This is a genomic window from Martelella sp. K41-7 (assembly GCF_055808365.1).
Window position 1 is genome coordinate 3,049,025 of sequence record NZ_CM147867.1, and the last position, 19,131, is coordinate 3,068,155.

Annotated in this window: 17 protein-coding genes, 1 tRNA gene and 4 pseudogenes; 9 read left to right on the forward strand and 13 right to left on the reverse strand. The window is 59.2% G+C overall.

The genetic code is table 11. From position 1 onward, the window contains the following. Nucleotides 1–71: 71 nt before the first annotated feature. The 3 genes from AC0L7L_RS14485 to AC0L7L_RS14495 all read left to right on the forward strand — a co-directional run bounded on the left by AC0L7L_RS14485 (nt 72) and on the right by AC0L7L_RS14495 (nt 2,113). On the forward strand, nt 72–371 hold the full coding sequence (locus AC0L7L_RS14485; protein WP_272212729.1) for a BufA1 family periplasmic bufferin-type metallophore: 300 nt from the start codon (nt 72–74) through the stop codon (nt 369–371). A gap of 70 nt (nt 372–441) precedes the next feature. After that, nucleotides 442–1,335, forward strand: a complete 894-nt coding sequence (bufB, locus tag AC0L7L_RS14490; protein WP_272212730.1) for an MNIO family bufferin maturase — start codon at nt 442–444, stop codon at nt 1,333–1,335. Continuing rightward, on the forward strand, nt 1,328–2,113 hold the full coding sequence (locus tag AC0L7L_RS14495) for an HvfC/BufC family peptide modification chaperone (protein ID WP_473509738.1): 786 nt from the start codon (nt 1,328–1,330) through the stop codon (nt 2,111–2,113). Before bufB ends, AC0L7L_RS14495 begins: the two co-directional genes overlap by 8 nt. Nucleotides 2,114–2,749: 636 nt before the next feature. Here AC0L7L_RS14495 and AC0L7L_RS14500 read toward each other — a convergent pair. After that, nucleotides 2,750–3,232 carry an Hsp20 family protein gene (locus AC0L7L_RS14500; RefSeq protein ID WP_272212731.1) on the reverse strand — a complete coding sequence of 161 codons (483 nt, stop codon included), beginning with the start codon at nt 3,230–3,232 and terminating at the stop codon, nt 2,750–2,752. Between the two features lie 508 nt (nt 3,233–3,740). Between AC0L7L_RS14500 and AC0L7L_RS14505 the strand changes: the two genes are divergently transcribed. Further along, nucleotides 3,741–4,421: an alpha/beta hydrolase gene (locus tag AC0L7L_RS14505; protein ID WP_473509740.1), complete on the forward strand. Its 681-nt coding sequence runs from the start codon at nt 3,741–3,743 to the stop codon at nt 4,419–4,421. After that, nucleotides 4,340–4,660 (forward strand): alpha/beta hydrolase, encoded by a 321-nt coding sequence (locus AC0L7L_RS14510; RefSeq protein ID WP_272212733.1) that lies wholly within the window; start codon nt 4,340–4,342, stop codon nt 4,658–4,660. The genes AC0L7L_RS14505 and AC0L7L_RS14510 overlap by 82 nt, the downstream gene beginning before the upstream one ends. Before the next feature lie 6 nt (nt 4,661–4,666). On the opposite strand, the gene hisN is transcribed toward AC0L7L_RS14510, so the two are convergent. Further along, nucleotides 4,667–5,443, reverse strand: coding sequence for a histidinol-phosphatase (gene hisN, locus AC0L7L_RS14515; RefSeq protein ID WP_473509742.1), 777 nt, complete (start codon nt 5,441–5,443; stop codon nt 4,667–4,669). Between the two features lie 303 nt (nt 5,444–5,746). Next, nucleotides 5,747–6,651: pseudogene (locus AC0L7L_RS14520) on the reverse strand (N-formylglutamate amidohydrolase). A gap of 163 nt (nt 6,652–6,814) precedes the next feature. Between AC0L7L_RS14520 and cpdR the strand changes: the two are divergent. Both cpdR and AC0L7L_RS14530 read left to right on the forward strand, forming a co-directional pair. After that, on the forward strand, nt 6,815–7,177 hold the full coding sequence (gene cpdR / locus AC0L7L_RS14525; protein WP_473509744.1) for a cell cycle two-component system response regulator CpdR: 363 nt from the start codon (nt 6,815–6,817) through the stop codon (nt 7,175–7,177). A 91-nt stretch (nt 7,178–7,268) separates the two neighbouring features. Further along, a tRNA-Val gene (locus tag AC0L7L_RS14530) sits at nt 7,269–7,343 on the forward strand. A gap of 57 nt (nt 7,344–7,400) precedes the next feature. Here the strand turns inward: AC0L7L_RS14530 and AC0L7L_RS14535 are convergent. Next, nucleotides 7,401–7,958 (reverse strand): hypothetical protein, encoded by a 558-nt coding sequence (locus AC0L7L_RS14535; RefSeq protein WP_473509746.1) that lies wholly within the window; start codon nt 7,956–7,958, stop codon nt 7,401–7,403. 139 nt (nt 7,959–8,097) lie between these two features. Further along, a pseudogene (locus AC0L7L_RS14540) lies at nt 8,098–8,412 on the reverse strand (transposase); the annotation flags it as partial. An 86-nt stretch (nt 8,413–8,498) separates the two neighbouring features. Between AC0L7L_RS14540 and AC0L7L_RS14545 the strand changes: the two are divergent. Then, nucleotides 8,499–8,744 (forward strand): annotated as a pseudogene (locus AC0L7L_RS14545) (transposase); the annotation flags it as partial. 26 nt (nt 8,745–8,770) lie between these two features. Beyond that, a pseudogene (locus tag AC0L7L_RS14550) lies at nt 8,771–9,013 on the forward strand (integrase core domain-containing protein); the annotation flags it as partial. A 322-nt stretch (nt 9,014–9,335) separates the two neighbouring features. Here the strand turns inward: AC0L7L_RS14550 and AC0L7L_RS14555 are convergent. The 8 genes from AC0L7L_RS14555 to AC0L7L_RS14590 form a co-directional block, all read right to left on the reverse strand. Further along, nucleotides 9,336–10,244: a 2-oxo acid dehydrogenase subunit E2 gene (locus tag AC0L7L_RS14555; RefSeq protein WP_272212738.1), complete on the reverse strand. Its 909-nt coding sequence runs from the start codon at nt 10,242–10,244 to the stop codon at nt 9,336–9,338. Nucleotide 10,245: 1 nt separating this feature from the next. Further along, the gene (locus AC0L7L_RS14560) at nt 10,246–11,676 is read right to left on the reverse strand and encodes an NAD-dependent succinate-semialdehyde dehydrogenase (RefSeq protein ID WP_272212739.1); all 1,431 of its coding nucleotides are present in this window, start codon (nt 11,674–11,676) and stop codon (nt 10,246–10,248) included. A gap of 16 nt (nt 11,677–11,692) precedes the next feature. Then, nucleotides 11,693–13,054, reverse strand: a complete 1,362-nt coding sequence (locus AC0L7L_RS14565) for a biotin/lipoyl-containing protein (protein WP_473509748.1) — start codon at nt 13,052–13,054, stop codon at nt 11,693–11,695. Beyond that, nucleotides 13,044–14,039: an alpha-ketoacid dehydrogenase subunit beta gene (locus AC0L7L_RS14570; RefSeq protein ID WP_272212742.1), complete on the reverse strand. Its 996-nt coding sequence runs from the start codon at nt 14,037–14,039 to the stop codon at nt 13,044–13,046. Before AC0L7L_RS14570 ends, AC0L7L_RS14565 begins: the two co-directional genes overlap by 11 nt. Before the next feature lie 12 nt (nt 14,040–14,051). Continuing rightward, on the reverse strand, nt 14,052–15,035 hold the full coding sequence (locus tag AC0L7L_RS14575) for a thiamine pyrophosphate-dependent dehydrogenase E1 component subunit alpha (RefSeq protein ID WP_272212743.1): 984 nt from the start codon (nt 15,033–15,035) through the stop codon (nt 14,052–14,054). 13 nt (nt 15,036–15,048) lie between these two features. Continuing rightward, nucleotides 15,049–16,347 (reverse strand): M24 family metallopeptidase, encoded by a 1,299-nt coding sequence (locus AC0L7L_RS14580; protein WP_272212744.1) that lies wholly within the window; start codon nt 16,345–16,347, stop codon nt 15,049–15,051. Nucleotides 16,348–16,426: 79 nt separating this feature from the next. Beyond that, nucleotides 16,427–17,233, reverse strand: a complete 807-nt coding sequence (locus tag AC0L7L_RS14585) for an SDR family NAD(P)-dependent oxidoreductase (protein ID WP_272212745.1) — start codon at nt 17,231–17,233, stop codon at nt 16,427–16,429. Between the two features lie 45 nt (nt 17,234–17,278). After that, on the reverse strand, nt 17,279–19,105 hold the full coding sequence (locus tag AC0L7L_RS14590) for an ABC transporter substrate-binding protein (RefSeq protein WP_473509749.1): 1,827 nt from the start codon (nt 19,103–19,105) through the stop codon (nt 17,279–17,281). Nucleotides 19,106–19,131: the final 26 nt, after the last annotated feature.

The window sequence follows — 19,131 nt, forward strand, 5'->3', positions numbered from 1 at the left end:
GCAAAGCTCCTGCGTGCAAGGACAAGACTTGCACAACAATCGAATCCGTATCGATCAATGAGGAGAATAGCATGTCTAACACCAACAAGATCAGCGCAGCAACACTCGCCGGTGCCCTCGCCGTGGCTGTCGGCAGCCTTGCGGCCACCGCTCCCGCACAGGCCGCAGACGTGAAGTGCTACGGTGTCGCCATGGCCGGCCAGAATGACTGCGCTGCCGGCCCGGGCACCACCTGCGCGGGCACGTCCAAGGTTGATTATCAGGGCAATGCCTGGAAATATGTCGCCGAGGGCTCCTGCTCGGACATGATGCTGCCGAACGACCGCTCCGGCTCGCTTTCGCCGCTCGACCGCGACCTTCCCGAAATGTGATTTTCTTCCCGCCGCCGCTGCACTCTGCACCGGCGGCGCTCTGTTATTGGGAACAATGGGAGAGTTCCGAATGTCCAGCGAGCAACCTGCATCGTTTGTGCCGCAACCGATACCGTCGCGGGCCGGCGCGGGTTTCAAGACCGCGCATGCCGACGCGATTCTGGCCGACACCTACAAGACCGCCTTCCTCGAGGTGCACGCCGAAAACTACATGGGCGCAGGCGGCCACCCGCACCGTATCCTGACGCGGATGCGCGAGAACTTTCCGCTTTCCGTCCACGGTGTCGGCATGTCGATTGGTTCGCCGCGCGGCATTAACCCCGAACACCTGGAAAGGTTGAAGGCGGTTGTCGATCGCTATGAACCCGGCCTCGTCTCCGAACATCTGGCCTGGTCGACCCATGATGACGCCTATTACAATGACCTTCTGCCACTGCCCTACACCGAAGAAACGCTGTCCCATATCGCCGACCATATTGACCGGGTGCAGAACAGGCTGAAGCAGACGATCCTTCTGGAAAATCCCTCCACCTATGTGGCGTTTTCCGAGAGCACGATTCCCGAGACGATTTTCCTCGACGAAATCGCACGCAAAACCGGCTGCGGACTGCTGCTCGACGTCAACAATGTCCATGTCTCGGCGGTCAACAACGACTTTGACGCCATCTCCTATCTCAAGAGCTTTCCGCTGGAACGGGTCAGTGAAATCCATCTGGCCGGCCATGCCGAGGATAAAGATGATATCGGCGCACCACTTCTGATCGATACCCATGACCGGCCGGTCGATGACGTGGTCTGGGAGCTCTATGCCTTCGTCATCCGCGTGACGGGACCGCTGCCCACGCTGATCGAATGGGACAATGATGTGCCGGACTGGCCGATCCTGAAACGAGAGGCGCGGCTTGCCGACGGGATCATTGACCGGGAGGACGAGCGTTTCCTGCTCGGCAGCCGTCATGACTGAGACCAGATCCGCGGCTGCGACACTCGAGCTTTTTGCTGCTGCACTGAGTGCGCGCCCGCTCGAAACAGCGCCTGACGGTGTTGCAAATCCGCTCGGCGGCCCGGCGATCAAACGTTTCGGAGTCTATCGCAACAATGTGGCTGTGGGCTTGAAGGCGGCGCTTGCCGATATATTCCCGGTCACGCGTGATCTGGTCGGCGAGCGATTCTTCGCAGCCATGTCTGGCGAGTATATCGACCGGGCCCCACCCCATTCTCCGGTCCTTTCCGAATACGGTCACGGTTTTGCCGATTTCATCGCTTCATTCGAACCGGCCTCGAAACTGTTTTTCCTGCCCGATGTCGCCCGGCTCGAGCGCGCGTGGCTTGATGCCTATCATGCCCGCGACGCAGCACCGCTATCTCCGGGAATGCTGGACGCTCTGCCGCCGGAAGAACTGATGGCGCTTGCCCTCTCCCCGCACCCGGCAACGCACCTACTTCATTTCAGTTCGGCGGCAGCAGGTATATTTTCGCGGGTGCGCAACGGTTCAGGTTTGAAAGACTTTGATCCCACGCAGCCAGAGACAGTGCTTGTGACCCGGCCGCAATTCGATGTCGCTGTTGTTTCACTTGATCGCGGTTTGGCGCGGTTCTTCGATGTTCTTGTAGGCAACGGCACAATCGGTGATGCAGCCGAAACTGCCATGGCAGCCGACCCCGACTTTGACCTTGGAACCGCATTTTCAGCACTGATAACCACAGGCGCCTTCTTCCGGCCCGCCATGGCAAGGGAGTAACCGACATGCACTTCATCTGTTCTGCCGTGCGCGTTTACAACAGCGTTTTTCAGAGGGTCGAAGCATTTCTCGCCCCCTGGTTTCCAGGTATGTTCGCCCGCCTGGCCTTTGCCGCAACCCTATGGCTCTATTTCCTGAATTCCGCGCTCACCAAGGTCGAACCGGGCCTTGCCGGTTTCTTCGTGGTCCGCAGTTCCGCCTATTACCAGATTGCCCTGCCCGCTGTGGAGGCGGCCGGCGGTGACGTTTCTGCTGTTCCGTTTCTGCCCTGGGGGCTGATCGTCCACCTGGGCACCTATACCGAATTCGCGTTGCCGCTGCTGATCGTCTTCGGTCTGGCCACCCGACTGAGCGCGCTTGGTATGCTGGCCTTCATCGCAGTGCAGACATTCGTCGACATCACAGTGCATCAGGTTGGCAGCGAAACCATCGGCGCGCTGTTCGACCGCTTCCCCGACAGCGTGATCCTCGACCAGCGGCTCTTCTGGTCGCTTCCGCTTGTCATGCTGGTCATTTATGGTCCGGGACGAGATATCGCTCGATCACCTGGCCGGACGCCTTTCGAAACGCTGGCATCCATAAAAAAGGCGGCGCCCTTTCAGGCACCGCCATCAATACTTGCGTGGGGGGCTGCCGTCAGGCGGCATCCATCTCCACACTCTTCTGCGCGGCAATCGTCTTCGGCTCGCTGCTGCGGGTCTCGATTTCGATCCGGCGTGGCTTCATGGCTTCAGGAATATTGCGAAGCAGTTCGACATGAAGCAAGCCGTTCTTCAGCGTTGCACCACGCACTTCCATATGGTCGGCGAGCTGGAACCGGCGTTCGAAAGCACGTTTGGCGATACCGCGATAGAGATATTCGCTGCCGGCATTTTCATCGTCCTCAGCCTTTTCTCCTTTCACGGCCAGCACATTGGCATGAGCCTCGATAGAAAGCTCACCTTCGCTGAATCCGGCAACAGCCATGGAAATGCGGTAGCTGTTCTCTCCGGTACGCTCGATATTGTAGGGCGGATAGGCAGAGGCCTGTTCGGGCTGGCCCATGGTGTCGAGCAGGCTGAAAAGTCGGTCAAAACCGACGGTGGAACGATAGAGCGGCGAAAAATCGACGTTACGCATTGTGTCCTCCTTTGAGCGACGTATCGTTGCGATGACATTTTCCGTTGACCCCGAAACACCGGCAATCACGAAAAACGGTTTGGGACCCAATAGCTGGCGTCCTCGTTGGCTATCTGGGATCAAAACACACGGGTTTCAAGAGTTACCCACGATAGCCCGCCCCAACATTCTGCACGGGAACTGGCTCGGTCAAAGCCAGCGATGTCACGGGGGCTGTATCTCGACACGCGCCACATCCATGAATGTCAGATGAACGCGCTATTGAACTCTCGTTCATGATCAATGCGCCATTGAGCGCGTGCCGGGAAATACGGCGCACCCGTCCCGGCACCGCAGTCGCTTTTGACCCAGTGACAGCGGTATCCTTGGCCGGATCCGTGTCGCCTTTACCCCTGTTCAGGCGCCCGGATTCGGTCCTTTTTTTGCGCAAACGACACATCCACCATTGCCATTGTCGCCTTTGCCGATCATCACAAAGGCAGTGATTTCAGCAGGTGGCCGTCATTCAATGCACCAGATTACATCCGCGGAGGAAACCAGAACGGGCATGATGCGTGCCTTTGACGGCGTCGCCTTACGGTATGCGCTGTTTGCATGCGAAAACGCGCGTGGCACGGTGGTAATCGCGGCCGGACGGTCAGAATTCATCGAGAAATATACCGAGACCATATCCGACCTCCATCGCGCGGGCTATGCCGCCGCAATCACAGACCTGCGCGGTCAGGGACGTTCCGAACGGCGGCCGCAAAACGACCATGCCGGCCATATCGACCGGTTTTCCCATTACCGCCGTGACATTGTCGATTTTTTCGAAAGCCGCGTACGGCCCGCATTGCCGGGTCCTTACTTTCTTCTCGGCCATTCGCTTGGCGGGCTGATCGCGCTTTCCGTCGCAGAGGAGGCTTCCGACAGTTTTGCCGGACTGGTGCTGACCGCGCCTTTTGTCGGCCTGAAACACGATCGTTACCCGGAATGGCTGATCCGCGTCATAGCCAGGACAGCCAGCCTTACTGGCTTCACCCGCAGCCGGAGCGCACCTTGCGCGCCGCGCCGCCGCGTTTTGAGGAACAGTCCCATACGGCCGACCGGATACGCTATGACCGCAACATGCAAGCGGCCAAAACCGATCCGCCGTATCTGCTCGGCCCGCCAACACTCGGTTGGCTCTCAGCCTGCCTTGGGGAAATAGCACGTGCAACAAAACCCGGGAGCCTCGCACGCGTGGCCTGCCCGGCGCTTGTCCTTTCAGGCGGACGGGACAGCCTCATTCCACTCACCGCCCAGCGTCATGTGGCTGCAGTCCTTGGCGCCGATCACCTGGTTCTTCCTGAAGCGGGACACGAAATCCTTCAAGAGGTCAACACCGTGCGCGACCGTGCCCTTGAAGCGATTATCGGCTTTTTCGATGAATACGCCAAGCCGGCCTGACCGCACTCAATTGCCATTCAAGACCTGAAGTGCTGCCCGGTGAAGATCCGGCGTCGCCGCCGCGACAATGTCGCCTCCGTTTTCAGGCCGCTCGCCCGTCCAGGTCGTGATGACGCCTCCCGCCCTTTCGATAATCGGAATCAGCGCACCGATATCGTAGGGTTTGAGGTCGCTTTCCACGACGAGATCAGCAAAGCCGGAAGCAAGCAGGCAATAGGCGTAACAATCAATGCCATACCGGGCGAGGCGCACTCGGGCCTCAAGCCGGTCATAGCGGGCCTGCGCTTCAGGGGCCATGATCCGCGGCGAGGTCGTAAACAGTACGGCCTCTGCGAGGTTTCGACAGTCACGTGTTTTCAGCGACCTCGGCCCGCCGGGTCCGGTAAAACACGCGCTTTCGGCGCCCGCAAAAAAACGCTCCCCGGTAAAAGGCTGGTCCATCAGCCCCATAACCGCCCGTCCCGCACGATAAAGCCCGACCAACGTACCCCAGACCGGTACGCCGGAGATAAAGGCTCGCGTCCCATCAATCGGGTCGATTACCCAGACATATTCCCGATCGAGGCCGGTACCGCCGTGTTCTTCGCCCAGTATGCCGTGTTCCGGAAAATGCGATGTGATCAGGTTGCGGATGGCAACCTCCGCCGCCCTGTCGCCCTCCGTCACCGGGTCGAACCCCGCATGCAGCTTGTTATCAACGTGCACGGCGGTCCGAAATCGCGGCAGGGTTTCTGCGGCCGCGACACGGGCCAGTTGATCGAAGAAATTGCGGTCGGGAAGCATGAGATATCCTGTGTTGTCAGAAAAAGCGGTAACGCGCCGCACTTCTAATTCCAATGCCGAAAAATCGAAATCGTTTTCCGTGCGCTCATACAAAAGGCAGAAATAGCCACCCCAGAAGCATCTAGCTTAAAAAATAGGCACAAAACGCAAGTGCGCAAATACAAGGCAAAGTCGCTTGACAGTCACAAGGTTGTCATCTAGTCTGATTTACACAGTCTTTTGACTGTGAATACCCTCCTTGGGTGTTTCCTCCCTAGACTTAGCCGCGCCAAGAGCGCGGTTTTTTTGGGCCGGCACCGGTCGCTACTCGGCTGCAAGTCCCGAGACCCCCGCCTCATTGCCAACGAACGCCGCAAGCTCGCCGACAAACAGGGACAGCGCCTGTTTCAGCGCGACAAATTCCGGCTTCTTCGCAAAGCTCGCCTCATCCGCATATAGCCTGCGCGAGACTTCGATCTGTATGGTGTGGCAATCGTTGGCCGGACGACCATAATGCTCGGTGATGAACCCGCCAGCATACGGTTTGTTATAAGCTGCAGTGAAGCCCATTTTCTCCAGGATCGAGATCGCGGCGCAGACCAGATCGCCTGAAGCGCTCGTGCCATAGCGATCACCAATGACAAAATCCGGTTTGCGCCTGTGGCCTGCAACCGAGACGGTGCCCGGCATTGAATGACAATCGATCAGAACAGCACGACCGAAACGACGTCTGGTCTCCTGCATCAGCTGTTTGAGGCTGCGGTGATACGGGCGGTAGATACTCTCGATGCGCGCAAGCCCCTCATCGACGTCGATCTGGGCGTCATAGATCGGCATGTGCTCGGCGACGATCCGCGGTATCGTCCCCAGGCCGCCGGCGACGCGCATGGAGGTCATGTTCACGTGGGCTGGCAATGGGCCGGAAAACATGCGCGGGTCGAGCTCGAAAGGCTCACGATTGACATCGAGAAAGGCGCGCGGAAAAAGGCGCGCTGCAATGGAGCCCCGAACGCCGGTGCCATCGAAAACAGTTCATCGACATAAAGATCCTCGGAGCGCCGGATATCGTGGTGGCTGAGCCGGGTTACAGCAAGAAACGCCTCGGAATAAACGCGCCCGGAATGGGGAGAATTGAAGATCAACGGCACAGACTGCGTCTCGGGGCGGATCACCTCGAACAACGCTTCCTGCGCATAATCATGTCGCTCCTGTCTGCCGATGCCAGTCACCAGAACTCCTTTCCCACCGAGATTTACGCGCTCGGGGCGGTGCTGCCAAGATCGTTTTGCTATGCAAACGAAACTTTGAAAGCGTCTTCATTGCTTGTTTAGATCATAGGGGCTATCAGACCGGTTAAGAAGAAAAGCCTGTTACGCCGAGATGGTTGAACCGATGGTATTGAAAATTCTCCTGGCGGAAGACGACGACGATATGCGCCGTTTTCTGGTGAAGGCCCTGGAAAAGGCCGGCTACCAGGTTGCGGCATTTGACAATGGTGCAAGCGCATATGACCGACTGCGCGAGGAGCCATTCTCGCTGCTTCTGACAGACATCGTCATGCCCGAAATGGACGGGATCGAACTTGCCCGGCGTGCTACCGAGCTCGACCCGGATCTCAAGGTCATTTTCATAACCGGATTCGCAGCTGTGGCCCTGACCGCCGATTCGGCCGCGCCGAAGGATGCGAAGGTTCTCTCCAAGCCGTTTCACCTTCGTGATCTCGTCGACGAGGTGGAAAAAGTTATCGGCGCCTGAACGACGCCACAAGGCAAAGCGGAAAGCGACAAAAAGCATCAAAAATCAGTTGACGCCGTCGCCAAAGTTTGGAATACACCGCGCCACGGATGGGCGTGTAGCTCAGCGGGAGAGCACTACGTTGACATCGTAGGGGTCACAGGTTCAATCCCTGTCACGCCCACCATCCGTTCTCCTTTTATCGCAAGGACTTAGGGCTTCATCGCTCATTGCGTTTTCTCCTTCATTTTATTGCTGCATATTTTTGCCCGTAGAACCTCATTTTTGCGGTCTTCAGACGTTTGGGCGAGTGGTGACCGTAAGTTTCGCGAATGAGCTTCCCGGACACACCGAGAAAACCTGCGACTTCCCATGCTGGAGCGCCGCTTTGGAGAGGCTGGGGCCGCATGTGTGAAGTTACACTGCCGTCAATATCTGCCAGTTCGAGCAAAGCCAAAGCCTGCTTCTCTTTCGCGATCAATTGACGGTGAATGGTGTTTCCTTTCCAGCGGCTGACATGGGCGACAAGATTGTCGTGGATAGAAACAGGCGGCGAATGTAACTCGCGTGAGGATGCCGCCAAAAAGCTGATGCAAGAGGCTGAATGACCGGTTGGCGAAAGCTTCAATTCAAAGCCTGAGAGCCCTCTCTGATTGGGGGCGCGGTGGTCAAGGTTCTCCTGCACTTTTTCTGGGACCGTTCCGCAGGCTACTCGCTTCTCTTCGCGGTCGGCGCATCGGTGATTTGCTCGGGGCCGCCGCATGATGGGGTCAGGAGAGCGAGGCGTCTCAATCTGTTTCACGACCTTGCAAACCTTGGTTCGGCAGGTTCGGGACTCTCAACGAGATCGCCTCGCCGATCGTCCCCACGGAACGATCCGGGCCTCGCCCTTTCGAGCGAAAGCTTTGTTCGTGTTACTTGCTCCTTTGATCTGCCTCGGGTCACGCCGCCAGTGCGGCAGGCTGCTTTCCAAAGCGGAAGTCGGTTGCATCAACCCACATGCGATGCAGGATGACCGCCAGTTTGCGGGCCACCGCCACGCGGGCCCGCGCCATGCCGCGGCGTTTGGCGATGTTCATGCCTCACGCCCTGAGGCTCGACCATTTCTTTGAGCGCATGAGCGGCGAATACGCCGCATCGTAGAGCGCGGTGCGGGCGAGTTCGTCGCCGCATCGGCTGATCTTGCCCTGAATATCGGTCTCGCCTGACTGGTAGCTCGCCGGCGTCAGCCCCAGATGCGGCCCCACCGCCTGGCTGGAGAGCTGGCCGGGGAAATCTGCACATCGGGGATCAGTGGAATTTCTGCCTGATTTCGGCTTAGATGCCGGGAGCAGGAGATACCATGACGAGACGACCGCGCCGGAACCATAGCCCGGCTTTCAAGGCGAAAGCGGTGCTTGTCGCCAACCGGGGAGAGCAGACGCTGGCGGAATTATCCCAGCAATTTGACGTGCACGCCAACCAGATCAAAAAGTGGAAAGACCAGCTTCTTGAGGGGGCGACAGGCGTTTTCGGCGATGAAGCGAAGACGGAAGATGTCAAAACACCGCACGCCAAGATCGGGGAGCTGACACTGGAGAGTGATTTTTTAGCCGGAGCGCTCGGCAAGGCGAGATCCGCATCTCGATGGATGGCAAGGGGGCGTGGCGGGACAATGTCTTCGTCGAACGGCTCTGGCGGTCGATCAAATACGAGGAAGTCTACCTCCACGCCTACAAGACCGTGTCCGAGGCCCGCGCTGGCATCGGCAGATATCTGAATTTCTACAACAGTCGACGCCCACATTCATCCCTTGACCGGCAGACGCCGGATCGAGCTTATTTCAACGCGCTGGAACCAATGATGGTGGCCGCATAATCGAGGCGGAGATCCACTTAACGAAACGCCCGAAACTGTTCAGACAAACCGGGCCACTTCAGTTGTTCGATAGGCACAGACTAGCCCCAAATCGCGGACGTCTCAGGGGAGCAGGTCACACCTCGCGACGAGTGTTTCGGGTAAAAACGGCCAAAAGGCTTCGCTGTTACCCAGCGAGGCCTTTGATATATTTGATAAAACGGATTTGGTTGCGGGGGCAGAATTTGGACAGAGTTTTGCATTGAAAACCGGACACGGCGGAAAAGTCGGGTGAGATCGCGTTGTCGTTTTGTGCTTTCGCCGCATCATCGAACGGGCGCGCTTACGAAATCAGCATTCGACGAGGCTCGGCGAGAAGGCTGGCATAGTGGGCGAGAAAGCGTGCGGCCTCGGCGCCATTGATAACCCGGTGATCATAGGAGAGATCAAGCGGCGCCATCAGCACCGGTTGCCAGGCCTCACTCTCCCAGACCGGAACGGTCTCTGCCCGCGTGATGCCGAGAATGGCCACTTCGGGCGGATTGACGAGCGGCGTAAATGCCGTGCCGCCAATGCCGCCGAGATTGGAGATCGACATGGAGGCGCCGCCCATTTCATCAGGCCGGAGCTTGCGCTCGCCTGCCCGTTTTGCGAGGTCCGCGATCTCGGCGGACATCTGCCACAGACCCTTGCTGTCCGCATCGCGGATCACCGGTACCATCAGTCCGTGAGGGGTGTCGACGGCGATACCGATATGGAAATAGTTCTTTCGGATCAAAGTCTCTCCATCCGCCGAAAGCGATGCGTTGAACAGCGGAAAGGCCGCCAGCGTGCACGTCAATGCCTTGATGTGAAAGGCGAGCGCGGTCAGCCGCAGGCCCTTTGCTGCCGCCTCCGCCTTCAGGCTTTTGCGAAAACTCTCGACGGCGCGCATATCGGCGCGGTCGTGATGGGTGACCTGCGGGATCATCCGGTTGGCGGCCGAAAGATTGTCGGCGGCAAGGCTTGAGATCCGCGTCACCGGTTCTTCCGAGACAGGCCCGTAGGCTGCGTGATCGATATCCCAGTACCTTTGGTCATCTGCGCTGACGGTTTCCCCGATCACCGGCGTGGATCCGTCCATATGCTGGTCGACATCCTCGCGCGCCAGATTGGTGCGACCTGATTTCCGCGCAACGTCGGAAAGGTCGACGCCCTTGCGCCCGGCATAGGCCACCACGGCGGGGCTTGCGATGAAATCCTGCGCGCTCATGTCACCACTCCGCCGAAATATACTGGGTTTCCATGAATTCGAGCATGCCTTCATGCCCGCCTTCGCGACCAAGACCGGATTGCTTGACCCCACCGAAGGGCGCTGCAGGATCGGAGACGAGGCCCCGGTTGAGGCCGACCATGCCGTATTCCAGCCGCTCGCAGACCCGCATGGCGCGCTTCATGTCCTCGGAGAACACATAAGCGACCAGGCCGTATTCGGTGTCATTGGCGCGACGGATCACGTCTTCCTCGTCGCTGAAGGTCTGCAGTGCCGCCACGGGGCCGAAAATCTCATCATGCACACATTCGGCGGTCTCCGGCACATTTGACATGACGGTCGGTGGATAGAAGAAGCCCTTGCCGTTTGGCTGCGTACCGCCGAGTTCGATCTTCGCACCCTTCGACACGGCATCTTCGACAAAGCCCGCGACCTTGTCACGCGTGGCCGCGTTGACCAGTGGCCCGACATCGATGCCATCCTCCAGACCGTTGCCAACCTTGAGTGCGGCCATGGCGGCGGTGAACTTTTCCGTAAATTCGGCGCTGACTTTCTCATGGATGTAAAATCGGTTGGCCGCCGTGCAGGCCTCGCCGAGATTGCGCATTTTCGCCAGCATGGCCCCCGCCACCGCCTTGTCGAGATCGGCATCCTCGAACACGATCAGCGGCGCGTTTCCGCCAAGCTCCATCGCCGGCTTGATCACCTGGTCGGCAGCCGATTTCAACAGTTTGCGCCCGACCCCGGTGGAGCCGGTAAAGGAGACCACACGCACACGCGGATCATGCAGCATATGATCGACCAGACGGCCGGAATGTTTCGACGGCAGGACGTTGACGAGCCCTTTCGGCACACCGGCCTCTTCCAGAAGCGGCATCAGCGCCAGCATGGTGAGCGGCGTTTCCGTCGCAGGCTTGATGATCACCGCGCAACCGGCAGCAAGGGCGGGCGCAATCTTGCGCGTGCCCATGGCAGCCGGATAGTTCCACGGCGTGACCAGAACCGAAATGCCGGCCGGCTTGTGCTGCACGACAATGCGCGCACCCGAGGCCGGGGCATGGGTGATCAACCCATCGGCCCTGACGGCCTCCTCGGCAAACCAGCGGAAAAATTCGGCCGCGTAAGTCGCCTCGCCCATGGCATCGCCCCGCGCCTTGCCGTTTTCCAGCGTGATGAGGCGGGCGAATTCCTCCAGCCGCGCGGTCATCAACTCCCACGCCCTGCGCAGAATTTCGGAGCGTTCGCGCGGCGTCTTCGCCTGCCATTCTGCCATCGCATTTTCGGCGGCATCAAGGGCCGCGTCGGCATCCGGGGTATCGGCGGAGGCGACGGAGGCGAGAACCTCTTCGGTCGCCGGGTTAATGACGTCAAAGCGCTCGCCGCTTGCGGCCTCACGCCAGTTTCCATCGATATAGAGATTGGTATGATCCATCACATGGCTCCGAATTTCAAAGAAGATGACGCAGTGGCTGTTCGAGACGACCGGCAAACGCAGTCATGAAGTCGAGCGCCGCCGCCTCGCTCAACTGGCTCACCTGGTAATCGAACCCGATCACAAAATTGTCCCGGTCACGAGCGATGGCCAGAACCGGTGCGGTTTCGGTGAGTGCCGTCGCTCGGATAACCGAAAAGCGCGTCAGATCGCGCAGGATGATATCCGGGACGCAGTCCTCGGCTTCCTCTTTCGTCGCGCCAAGGCGATTGCGGTCGGCATCGGCAAAGTGCGAAAGTCTGGCGCCCGGCTCCTCGATGCAGCCGATGATGGCGTTTGCACCCGTCAACGTACCACGCAAGGACGCTGTGGCAAAGTTAAGCCAGATCCGGGAAGGCGAAGGCGCATCGCCCGTTTCTGCTTGCAGCCAATCGAGCAGGGACGAAAAGCCGGAAGCCGGAACCTGCGCCTCGATACGCAACGGCACACTTGCCGGGGCCGCCACCGGTGAAGCATCCGCACGCTCACCCAATGTGCGCAAGGTTTCGAGGTCGGACACATGATAGGGCTGGGCCACGCCCTCTTCGGCAAGCCGTGCCAGATCAAGGCCTTGTTCATGGGCAAGCCGTCGCGCCTTTGGCGAGGCAAGGATGCGACCTTCGACCGGCGCGACGGGCCGTGCCGGGGTTTTGGGTTTCGACGGAGCGCTGTCCGGTTCCGAAACCGCTTTTTTGACCTCGTCATCAGAGGCAGACTGCAGTTCGGGCGCCGCTTTGGCCGTTTTGGCGCTGCGCCGCACGGGTTTTTCCGGTTTTTCGGCCGAAATCACGGCGATCACCGAGCCGACGGGAACCGCCTCATCGGCGTCGGCCAGAATGGCGGCAATGTAACCGTCATGCCCGGCCTCGACCTCCATTACTGATTTGTCGGTCTCGACCTCCAGCAGAATATCACTTGCGGAAACCTTGTCGCCCGGCTCCTTGCACCAGTTGACGATCAGACCGGTATCCTGCGCCATACCAAGCGCGGGCATAATGATCTCCGCGCCATCCGGCAGGGACTCTTCATCTGCTTCACTTGCGCTTGGGACACGCTCGCCGCCCGCGTCTTCATCGGGCTTTGCGCTTTCAACATCGTTCTCACTATCGACGATCACGGCCACGACCGAGCCGACCGGCACGTCGTCGCCGTCACCCGCCGAAACGGCGCTTAGGAAACCATCGGCAGCAGCCTCGACCTCCATCACCGCCTTGTCGGTCTCGACTTCCATGATCGCCTCGCCGGAGGAGACAGGCTCCCCGCTCGTCTTCAGCCACCGAACGATCTTGCCGGTGTCCTGCGCCATGCCGAGTGCGGGCATTATCACATCATGCGGCATTGAAAAGCTCCCCGCGCACCGAAAGCCGCGCCTTTTCAGCCACGCGTTCCGGCGTCGGCACGGTGATATCCTCAAGCGCCGGCGAGAACGGCACCGGCACATCCATCGCGCCCATGCGCAGCACCGGCGCATCGAGATGGTAGAAAGCTTTTTCCGAGATGCGGCTGGCGATCTCGCCGGTGATGCCGTAGCTTTGATGGCCCTCATCGATCACCATGGCGCGCGATGTCTTCTGGACCGATTTGAGGATGGTTTCCTCATCCAGCGGCACAATGGTACGCGGATCGATAACCTCAGCGGAAATGCCGTCCTTTGCCAGAAGGTCGGCGGCGGCCAGCGCTACCTGCACCATGGAGGAGGTGGCAACCAGCGTGATATCCCGGCCCTCGCGCAGGATCGCGGCCTCGCCGAAGGGGATCAGATATTCCTCCTCCGGGACCTCGGCCTTGTCGTTATACATCAGCTTGTCTTCAAAGATGACGACCGGATTATTGTCGCGGATCGCCGTCTTCATCAGCCCCTTGGCCTCATAGGCAGACGATGGCAACGCCACCTTCAGACCCGGAATATGGGCGACAAGCGCATGCAGCGACTGGGAATGCTGCGCGGCAGACCGCCGTGTCGCACCCAGATTGGTGCGCACCACCAGCGGCACATTGAGCTTGCCGCCGGACATGTAATGGATCTTGGCCGCCTGATTGCAGAGCTGGTCCATGATCAGGAACAGGAAGTCGCCGAACATCAGGTCAACGATCGGCCGCGAACCGGTCATCGCCGCGCCAACGGCAATGCCCATGAAGCCCGGCTCGGCAATCGGCGTATCGATGACCCGCTCGGTTCCGAACTCCTCGACGAGACCCGACAGCACCTTGAACGGCGTGCCGGCCTCGGCGACGTCCTCGCCGATAATGAAGGTCGTGGGGTCACGGCGCAGCTCTTCGGCCAACGCCTCGTTCACGGCCTGGGATAGCGTAATCTTTCGCATGGAATGTTCTCCTCAGTCCGCAAAAACGTGCATGTCGACTTCATGCGTTTCCGGATATTTGGCCTTCAACGCATAGTCCACGGCGGAAGCCGCATCGTCGCTGATCTCGGCCTTCATGGCCTCAAGCTCATCCGTCGAGGCAATCCCCTCACCGGTCAGCCACTGGGTGAATTTCTCGATCGGATCGCGACTTTCCTTCCAGTCCTTTTCCTCGGCCTTGGGGCGGTAATATTCGCGGTTGATGTCGCCAACATGGTGGCCGTGATAGCGGTAGGTTTGAAGCTCGATGAAGAACGGTCCCTCGCCGCGACGGCAGCGTCCTGTCAACTCGCGCGTCAGCTCGTTGACGGCCAGAACATCCTGCCCGTCAACCTCGAAAGCCTCGATGCCGAAGGCCCGTGCCCGGTCGGTGATCGAGCCGGCGGCGATTTCAGCCGTCGCCGTATATTCCGAATAGCCATTGTTCTCGCAGGCATAGATGACCGGCAGGTTCCAGAGGGCTGCCATATTCATGACCTCGTACAACAGCCCCTGCGCGGTCGCCCCGTCGCCGAAGAAGCAGACGGTCACATCATCGGATTTCTGCAATTTCGCACGCAGTGCGGAACCGGTGGCAATACCCATGGAACCGCCGACAATGGCATTTGCGCCGAGATTACCGTGGCTCTGGTCGGCGATATGCATCGACCCGCCCTTGCCCCGGCAATAGCCCTCCTCCTTGCCAAGAAGCTCGCAGAACATTGCCTGGAAATCGGCGCCCTTGGCCACGCAATGGCCGTGGCCGCGATGGGTCGAAGTGATCCGGTCACTGTCGGTCAATGCCTCGCAAATGCCGACCGCGACCGCCTCCTCGCCGGAATACATATGCGTCAGCCCCGGCATCTTGGCCGAGAGATAGAGCTGGTTGGCATTATCCTCGAAGGTGCGAATGCGAACCATCTGCCGGTACATGCGCAAATAGTCCTCGCGATTATGTTTGTTGTCTGAAGCGCTCATGACGTTTTCCGCCTCAATATCTGTTGGCAATCGGCAGTTCTTCTGCCGGAAACAGCGAAATGACCTCACACCCCTTGTCAGTGACGACGACCTCCTCCTCGATGCGGGCGGCAGAGTAGCCGTCGGCAGCCGGGCAGTAGGTTTCCAGCGCGAACACCATACCGGTCTGGATTTCCATCGGATTGTCGAGCGAGACCGCCCGCGAAATGATCGGACGCTCGTGCAACGCCAGGCCCAGACCGTGGCCGAACTGCAGGCCGAAGGCGGAAAGTTCATCAGGAAAGCCGAATTCCTCGGCCTTTGGCCATGCCTTGGCCACCACGTCGGTGGTCACACCCGGCTTGATCAGCGCGATCGAGGCATCGATCCATTCGCGCGCCTTCACATAGGCGTCGACCTGTGCGGGCGTTGATCGGCCGATATTGAAGGTCCGGTAGTAGCAGGTGCGGTAGCCCTGATAGCTCTGCAGGATATCGAAGAAGGCCTGATCGCCGGGCCTAAACAGCCTGTCGGTGAAATTATGCGGGTGCGGATTACAGCGCTCGCCGGAGATGGCGTTGATCGCCTCGACATCATCGGAGCCCATTTCGTAGAGCATCTTGTTGGACAGCGCGACGATCTCGTTCTCGCGCACGCCCGGTTTCAGCTCCTCGTAGATCATGTGATAGACGCCATCGACCATGCTGGCAGCCTGGGTCAGAAGCTGGATCTCGTCCCAGTTCTTGATCTCGCGGGCAGACAGCATGATCTGCTGGCCGTCGACGACATTGAGGCCCGCTGCCTTCAGCGCATGGAACATGGCAGTTTCGGCATAATCGACACCAACCGGCATGTCGGCCATGCCGGCATCGCGGATCAGGCCTGCAATCTCCTCGGCATATTTTTTCATCAGCCCGAAGGATGGCGGAATGGTGCCACGCATGCCGACGACGCCTGCCCGGCAATGATCCGGGATCAGCCAGTCGGAAAACTTACGATGATGGACGGCCGCTGAACCGAAATCCCAGACATAGGGCGCGTCGTCCCCCGTCAGCAGGCAGAAACGGCACATCTTGTCGCGTTCCCACTCACCAATCTTGGTGGCGGAAACGTAGCGGATGTTGTTGACGTCGAAGAGCAGCAGCGAGCCTGCATCACTGTTCTTCAGCGCCTGACGGGTTCGCGAAAGACGGTAGCGGCGCAGCCGGTCGTGATCGACGCGGCGTTCAAAATCGACGGACGTATGGCCCAAGGCCGGCAGCCGTCCTTCCCAGTTCCACTGGGGCAGAAGGTCCTGCGGGGTCAAAACATTGGGTGTCAGTGCACGGTTCATGAAATCCTCCCTGAGGCAGGGCTCAAGCCTGCCTGAACGTTTAAAATGAATGGTCAGAAATTCTGGCTTTCGAAGCCCGCTACTGGATCACCCAGCCGCCATCAATATGGATCATCTGGCCGGTCATGTAGTCGCTGTCGTGGCTCGCAAGGAATGCGGCCGTGCCCTTTACATCGTCGGGATAAGAGACTTTCTTCAGCGCCAGATCGTTCTCAGCCAGATCATCGAAGGCCTGGCCTGCCTTCTGCTTGAAGCCCATCTCGACCAGATCCTTGTCGAGCTGCGCCCAAAGCGGCGTCTTGACCACACCAGGCGCATAGCCGTTAACGGTGATATTGTGCTCGGCGAGCGTGACCGCACCGCAATGGGTGAGCGCAAGGCAACCATATTTCGAGGTGCAGTAGACCGTCACATCATAGAGCGGCTTGCGCGATGCGACCGAGCCGACATTGATCAGCTTGTAGACGTGTTCCTGCTTGCCCTGCTTGATCATCTGCCGGGCGACGGCCTGCATCCCGAGCCACATGCCCTTGGTATTCACGTTCATGATGAAGTCCCAATTGTCCTCATCGATGTCCATGAAGAATTTCGGCTTGTTGACCCCGGCGTTGAACAGACCGATATTGATCATGCCGAACGCCTCGACGGTGGCTTGAACTGCGGCGTCATTGTCATCACGGCTGGTGACATCCATCTTCACCGCTATCGCCCGCCCGTTTCCGGCAGCGTTGATCTTGTCGGCGAGCGCCTTGCCCATTTCCAGATCAAGGTCGCCGATGCAGACATTGGCGCCCTGCTCGGCGAAATGTTCGGCATTGGTCGCGCCCATGCCTTGGGCGCCGCCGGTGATCAGAATGTTTTTGCCTTTGAGGCGATTGGTGTCCATGGTCTCTCCTCCCGTATTGACCGGCCCTTTGTCTTTGCAAAGAGCCTATGTGACGTGTTTTCGCATGACCTCTTCCGCGCGTGACTGAGCCCGCGAAAGAGCCTGTTTCGGACTGACAATGCCGCGCAGCATGTCGTGCAGCTCATAACCGCAGATCTGGATGATGTCGGAAATTTCCGGGATCGGCGGGCGCGGCCAGAACTGTAGCTCGTCGCGCCAGGACATCTGGTCGACGCTTTCGAAGATCGGGGACAGTCGGCGCACTTCTGGATCGGAACCGACGGAATAACGCGGTGCGGTGCGGCTGCCATTCTGGATAAAAAGCTTCTGTGCTTCCGGCGAGGTGAAGGCGACAAGCGCCTCGACCGCCTCATCAATCCGCTCCTCAGGCAGGTTGGCTGGAACACCGAAAACATAGCCGCCAACCGGCGCGATCGGCGTGCCGCCCGGTCCGTGCGGATGCGGCAGGTAACCGGTATTGGCGAAGGCGGGCGATTGCGGATCGAGCTCAAAATAGGGCGCAAGCAGCGTATATCCGTAAGCCATCGCCACCTTGCCTTCCGCATAGGGCCGGACGCGCTCATACCAGGACATGGAAAGGATATCAGGCGGCGAGAACTCCATCAGCGCCAGCAGATATTCCGCGGCTTCGAGCGCTTTCGGGGTGTCGATCGTCGGGTGAAGATCGCCGCGCTCCAGATGATCGGCATCAAAGCCGCCTGCGATCTCGTCGAGGTTGATGATAGGCTGACCAAAATCTGCACAGGCCATCATGAAGGTGTGACCCAGAGCGGTACCACGGGCCGCATTCCAGGCAATGCCGTAAACGCCCATGCGCGGGTCATGCAGACGGGCAGCAGCCTCAAGCACGGCTTCCGTCGTTTCCGGTGGTTCGAGTGCTGCATCAGCAAAGAGGTCGCGACGGTAGAAAAACAGTTCCGGAGTTGTCTGGCTCGGCACACCGTAGGCCTCGCCGTTCCAGTGGGCCGCGCGCCAGCCGGCGGTGTGAAAATCGCCGGGATCGAGCCGGTCAATATCCATGATCGACGACAGCGGGCGCAGAACCCCTTTCTTGACGAACTCTCCGAGCCAGGGCAGATCGACGGCGATCACGTCATATCGGCTGACGGCGCGTTCGGCATTGCGCAGCGCCTCTCCGCGCAGACGATCAATCGAAAAGGCGCGCTGGTGGATATTGCAGCCAACCAGATGCTCGAACTGACGCTTCAGATTGCTCATCACCATAAAGGTCGGATCGCCATGAACGAGAATGCGCAGACCGCCGGACAGTTTCATCGGGGTCGGCAGCGCCTGCGGCGGACCGATCAGCATCTTGCCCGGCTGGTAGGAGCCACCGAAATAATAGTCTGAGCTTTCCTGGGTAAAGCCGTCAGCGCCGAAGCGAACCGCCGCCAGTCGATGAATGCGCCGCGCTAGCTGGCACCAATTGTCCAGCATTTCCGGACTTGGATGCAGCGAAACGCTCTTTCCCGATTTCGATCGCGCGCGCTGCTCAATGGCTCCGCTTTCAAGCAGCTCCGAAAGCTTGCGGGTCGCTGTTGCATAAGGCACGCCAGAGGCCGCAATGATGGATGAGGGGATCACCATCCGCCCTTCCAGATGACGGCGCAGAAGATGGAGGCTCATGTTCAGATAAGGGTTAGGGGCATTGGGCGTGGTCGCGTCATCAACTTCGACCAGAACATCTTCCATAAACCGCACGACGGCTTCCAACTCGGCAGAAACCGATGGTGTCCCATCCGCCACACCGGCAACGGCAGCGCCATATCCATTTTGAATATTTTGTGCGGTATTCTGGTTCATTCGCCCCAGCAGATCATTTTCAAATCTGCGTCCTTTTGGAAATGCCATGTTTGTCTCCTCCCTATTTGTCCAAA

Coding starts and splice junctions, on each gene's coding strand:
- AC0L7L_RS14585 (WP_272212745.1), bottom strand. CDS start 17,233: ATGGACACCAATCGCCTCAAAGGCAAAAACATTCTGATCACCGGCGGC.
- cpdR (WP_473509744.1), top strand. CDS start 6,815: ATGGTATTGAAAATTCTCCTGGCGGAAGACGACGACGATATGCGCCGT.
- hisN (WP_473509742.1), bottom strand. CDS start 5,443: ATGCTTCCCGACCGCAATTTCTTCGATCAACTGGCCCGTGTCGCGGCC.
- AC0L7L_RS14555 (WP_272212738.1), bottom strand. CDS start 10,244: ATGAGCGCGCAGGATTTCATCGCAAGCCCCGCCGTGGTGGCCTATGCC.
- AC0L7L_RS14560 (WP_272212739.1), bottom strand. CDS start 11,676: ATGGATCATACCAATCTCTATATCGATGGAAACTGGCGTGAGGCCGCA.
- AC0L7L_RS14570 (WP_272212742.1), bottom strand. CDS start 14,039: ATGCGAAAGATTACGCTATCCCAGGCCGTGAACGAGGCGTTGGCCGAA.
- AC0L7L_RS14575 (WP_272212743.1), bottom strand. CDS start 15,035: ATGAGCGCTTCAGACAACAAACATAATCGCGAGGACTATTTGCGCATG.
- AC0L7L_RS14495 (WP_473509738.1), top strand. CDS start 1,328: ATGACTGAGACCAGATCCGCGGCTGCGACACTCGAGCTTTTTGCTGCT.
- AC0L7L_RS14500 (WP_272212731.1), bottom strand. CDS start 3,232: ATGCGTAACGTCGATTTTTCGCCGCTCTATCGTTCCACCGTCGGTTTT.
- bufB (WP_272212730.1), top strand. CDS start 442: ATGTCCAGCGAGCAACCTGCATCGTTTGTGCCGCAACCGATACCGTCG.
- AC0L7L_RS14485 (WP_272212729.1), top strand. CDS start 72: ATGTCTAACACCAACAAGATCAGCGCAGCAACACTCGCCGGTGCCCTC.
- AC0L7L_RS14590 (WP_473509749.1), bottom strand. CDS start 19,105: ATGGCATTTCCAAAAGGACGCAGATTTGAAAATGATCTGCTGGGGCGA.
- AC0L7L_RS14580 (WP_272212744.1), bottom strand. CDS start 16,347: ATGAACCGTGCACTGACACCCAATGTTTTGACCCCGCAGGACCTTCTG.
- AC0L7L_RS14565 (WP_473509748.1), bottom strand. CDS start 13,054: ATGCCGCATGATGTGATAATGCCCGCACTCGGCATGGCGCAGGACACC.
- AC0L7L_RS14505 (WP_473509740.1), top strand. CDS start 3,741: ATGCACCAGATTACATCCGCGGAGGAAACCAGAACGGGCATGATGCGT.
- AC0L7L_RS14510 (WP_272212733.1), top strand. CDS start 4,340: ATGCAAGCGGCCAAAACCGATCCGCCGTATCTGCTCGGCCCGCCAACA.